Genomic DNA, 4,418 nt, shown 5'->3' with positions numbered 1-4,418 from the left:
AAGTGGGTATATAATTTGCGATATTTATTATCAATATTATAAAAAGGATACTTTATGAACAAACTTACTTCTGTTGCTTTAGCAGCTTCATTTTTTGCAGTTTCAGCTCTTGCATTTAGCGTAGAAGGTGAACCAAAGGTAACATTTACTGGCTACAAGCTAGCAAATAAGACAGCCGTACCAGGTACTTTTAAAACGATAAATTTTAAAAGTCAAGAAAATGCAAATTTTGCTGATTTTTTAAAGAGCTTTGAATTTAAGCTTGAGCCAAAAGATATCGACACAAAGCTACCTGACCGCGATAAAAGGATTGGCATTATTTTCGATGGCAAGGCAGTAGATGGTAAGATCGTAGCAGTAAATGGCGATGATAAAGCCGGAGAAATGGATGTTGAGCTTAGTATAAATGGCAATTCAAAAACTTTTAAAACAAAATATGAATTACAAAATGGCAAGCTAATGGCAAAATTTTCAGTTGATCTTGTAAATGATTTGAAGCTAAATGAAAGCTTTGATAAATTTGCCACTGCCGCTAAACCATTTCATGGCGGAAAGAGCTATCCAGATGTAGATGTTGGCTTTGAAGCGGTGATAAAATAACTTTCAATTTCGGTGCCAGTAAGTTAGCTTGCGCCGAAATTACCTCTTTATCCTAGTTTCTTATTCCGTGATACCGAAAAATCGAAGACAACGGATTTTTCATACAAAAAGGCGGCAAGAATGCGAAATTTTATTTTAAAGATATCGACGAAATCGGTATCCCCGAGATAGACGCCAAGCGCAAAATTAGTGTTTCAAACATAAAATTTAAAAAAAGGCAGGCTAGCATATGGCCTCATGTAGCCTAGCGGCGATGATAACGCCGTGATATACGACAAATACGAACTCTTAAAGCACGAGGTTTTTAAAATTTTAAAGCAGAAATTTGAGGCGCTAAACGCGCAAAAAAGCGAAAATAAGAAAAAGTAAAATTTGGCTAGGCCCGTCGGCGTCAAATTTGATTTGTGGCTTTGGTGACCGAAATTTGCGAATTTGATTAAAATTTGAGTCAAAACCGCAAGGCTAAATTTATTTATTAAAATACGCCGCGAGCGCGCTTAGCCAAACAAACAGAGCTATTATCCAAGACATCACTCGCGGCGTACCCACAGAAAACGCCGCAAGCATCGCCGATGAGAGGATGCCGCTGCCGTATTGCAACGAGCCGATGAGTGCAGCGGCCGAGCCCTTCATCTCCTGTGGCACGCTATCAAGAGCGGCGGCATTTGAGCAAGAAGCGATGATGCCGTTCATACTAAAAACGAAAAACATCGGGATTATCACGCCAAGAACTCCGCCCGTTTTGAAAAACGCAAACGCAAACAGCACGCAGGCAGCAAGCGTGGCAACGAGCGTGGAGACTATGAGCAGGCGGTTTAGCGCATAGCGCTTTACCAGCTTTTTATTTACGAAACTTAGCACCATGACGCCCACGATGTTTATGCCGAATAAAAATCCATAGTATTTGCTAGGAATGCCGAAATAATCGATATATACAAACGACGAGCCAGTGATAAAGGCATAGGCGGCTACGTAGAAAAACGTCACGCTAAGAGTGTATCGCATAAATTTGGCGTCTTGCAATAATCTTAGATAGTTTCTAAAAGACGATACGATGGGCTTTGTGGAGCGCTTTTGCGGCGGCAAGGTCTCTGGCAGAGAAAAAATCATCGCAAACATAACCGCGCTAGCTAGCGCCATCAGCCAAAATATCCCGTGCCAAGAGCCGAACTCCAGTATCGCGCCGCCCAATAACGGACCCGCTATCGGCGCTATCGCCATGATAATAACTAGCGTAGAGAGCATCTGTGCGGCCTGCGAACTACCGAAAAGATCGCTAATCATCGCCCTGCTTAGCATCGGTCCTACGCATGCGCCCAAAGCCTGAAACACGCGCCAGAACACTACGCTAGCCATAGTGTCCGACATCGCGCATCCTACTGATCCGATCGCAAAGAGCGCCATACCGATAAAAAGCGGGATTTTACGCCCGATCCTATCGCTGATAGGCCCCCAGACGAGCTGCGCGATAGCAAAGCCGATCAAAAAGCCCGTTATCGTAAGCTCCGCATCGCCGTGCAGCTGCCGCTCCATCGTAGGCATAGCAGGTAGATATACGCCCGTAGATAGCGATGTACACGCCATAAGCGCGCTTAGCACGACTAAAAAAGATAGTGAAGTTTTTGAAGAGTTCAAATTTTTCCTTTTGTTATTATTTGAGTGGGCGCAGAGTTTGCACGACTAGAGATTGGAAGCTTTAATTTTACTCAAATTTGCATTGATAAATTCTGCACGATTATAGCTAAATTTAAACGCTTTTCGGTGCAGAAGCTTAAATTAAATTGATGCAAAATTTGAATGCAAGCGGTGCAAAATTTAAACAAGAAATTTAAATGCAGTAGAGCAAAGCGCGGTATTTTTTGCCTTACTCAAGACGGATTTAAATTTTACTACTAAGCAAGTAAAATTTAAGTTAGCAAAAATTTGAACAAAAAAGAGCAAGGCGCAGTATTTTTCGCTTAGACGAGACAAAATTTGATTTTTAAGCGGAGCGTATATGTAATACGTGAGCATTAAAAATCAAATTTCAACGAAGTATAAGTAGAAAAAGACAAGCCTTGTTATTTTACCTCATACCTCTCGCCGGGTTTCATTTCGATTATCTCCCACGGCAATCCCTGCTTATTTAGCTCGTCCATGAAAGGCTTGGCGTCGAAATTTTCCATGTTAAAGACGCCTTTTCCACTCCAGATGCCTTTTGCAACCATCATCGAGCCGATCATCGCAGGTACGCCCGTCGTGTAGCTCACCGCTTGCGCGCCCGTCTCGGCGAAGCAAGCCTCGTGGTCGCAGACGTTGTAGATATAGACCTGGCGCTCTTTGCCGTCTTTTAGGCCGCGGATCACGCAGCCGATGTTGGTTTTACCCTTCGTGCGAGGGCCGAGGCTTGCAGGATCAGGTAGCAAGGTCTTTAGAAACTGTATCGGCACGATTTTCACGCCGTTATGCTCGACCTCGTCTATGCGCAGCATCCCCACGTTTTCTAGACACTTCATGTGAGTTAGGTAACTCTGTCCGAAGGTCATGAAAAAGCGGATTCGCTTTAGCCCCTTGATGTTTTTTACTAAGCTTTCTAGCTCCTCGTGATAGAGCAGGTAGCTGTCCTTGACGCCGACTTTCGGATAGTCCCATTTGAACATTATTTCCATCGGCCCCGTTTCTTTCCACTCGCCGCGCTCCCAGTAGCGGCCCTTTGCGCTCACTTCGCGCAGGTTGATTTCGGGGTTGAAATTCGTCGCAAACGGATATCCGTGATCGCCCGCGTTGCAGTCTAGGATGTCGATCTCGTGGATCTCGTCAAAGAGATTTTGCTGCGCGTAGGCGCAAAATACGTTCGTCACGCCCGGATCAAAGCCGCTTCCCAGCAGCGCCATCGTGTTTGCGGCTTTAAATTCGCCGTCCTTCGCCCACTGCAGCTTGTACTCAAATTTGGCGGTGTCGGGGTGCTCGTAGTTTGCGGTGTCGATGTACGGGATGCCAGCACGAGAGCACGCGTCCATGAGGGTTAGGTCCTGATACGGCAGCGCGACGTTTAGCAGCAGCTCGGCGCCCGTTTTTTTGATGAGCGCGACTACGGCATCGGTATCGTCCGCGTCGATCTGGGCGGTGTCGATAGCGACGCCTAGGCGGTCTTTTATAAATTTAGCGATCGCGTCGCACTTACTTTTGGTGCGGCTTGCAAGGGTGATCTTGCTAAAAACGTCCGCGTTCATCGCGCATTTTACGGTCGCGACTTGGCTCACGCCGCCCGCGCCTATGATTAAGATATTTGACATTTTTGGCTCCTTAAAATTATTTTTTATAATCTTCTGTATAATTATCAATTATTAAAAGTGGTTCTAACTTGTAGTGTTTTAATTGCTTCTCAATAGCTTTGTTATCGCTTGATTTATTTTTTATTGAATTAAAAAAACCTCTAATATTTTCCTTAAAAATTTGCAAATTTTTATCTGTCATAACTCTTATTTTTTCATTAGAAAACGCATCTTGTGATATTTTATTGCTTGGATGAATCAAAATAGAAAAATAGTTATTTTTATCTTGAATGTGATAAGTTTGGTTAAACCAGCTAGTGGATGAGGTTATCTGCTCTATATCGCTTTTTGAAATAGTATCTGTTGTTACGCCATTTTTACATTCTATTATAAGACATTTATTATCAATTGCCCAAAAATTATCAGGACCACATTTATACTCTCTATCTGGCCGCTGCGAATAGAAGCCTAATGCCAAACCTATTCTTTTAATTGAATCTTCAAATTTCTCATAGGTATCTTTTGCAAAATTTAAATAAGATAAAATTTCATCAACTTCTATTA

At 43.2% G+C, this 4,418-nt stretch carries 3 protein-coding genes and 1 pseudogene; 1 reads left to right on the top strand and 3 read right to left on the bottom strand.

What is annotated here, in order from left to right:
- Positions 1-54 precede the first annotated feature (54 nt).
- The gene (locus tag FZ949_RS04850; RefSeq protein ID WP_103579711.1) at positions 55-600 is read left to right on the top strand and encodes a hypothetical protein; all 546 of its coding nucleotides are present in this window, start codon (positions 55-57) and stop codon (positions 598-600) included.
- Between the two features lie 468 nt (positions 601-1,068).
- Here FZ949_RS04850 and FZ949_RS04840 read toward each other — a convergent pair whose 3' ends face one another.
- From FZ949_RS04840 to FZ949_RS09285, 3 genes and pseudogenes are all read right to left on the bottom strand, one after another.
- A complete protein-coding gene (locus FZ949_RS04840; protein WP_148790190.1) occupies positions 1,069-2,235 on the bottom strand; it encodes a multidrug effflux MFS transporter in 1,167 nt (388 codons plus the stop codon).
- Between the two features lie 425 nt (positions 2,236-2,660).
- Positions 2,661-3,875 (bottom strand): saccharopine dehydrogenase family protein, encoded by a 1,215-nt coding sequence (locus tag FZ949_RS04835; RefSeq protein ID WP_103579713.1) that lies wholly within the window; start codon positions 3,873-3,875, stop codon positions 2,661-2,663.
- A gap of 16 nt (positions 3,876-3,891) precedes the next feature.
- A pseudogene (locus tag FZ949_RS09285) lies at positions 3,892-4,418 on the bottom strand (hypothetical protein); the annotation flags it as partial.

Origin of the sequence: Campylobacter concisus, from assembly GCF_902460545.1 — a bacterium.
Lineage (GTDB): Bacteria > Campylobacterota > Campylobacteria > Campylobacterales > Campylobacteraceae > Campylobacter_A > Campylobacter_A concisus_AE.
The sequence above is the reverse complement of the archived record's forward strand: the minus strand, read 5'-3'. Positions and strand labels throughout refer to the sequence as shown.

What these genes read in the sequence shown, in the direction of transcription:
- FZ949_RS04850 (WP_103579711.1), top strand. Translation starts at nt 55, where the DNA reads ATGAACAAACTTACTTCTGTTGCTTTAGCAGCTTCATTTTTTGCAGTT.
- FZ949_RS04835 (WP_103579713.1), bottom strand. Translation starts at nt 3,875, where the DNA reads ATGTCAAATATCTTAATCATAGGCGCGGGCGGCGTGAGCCAAGTCGCG.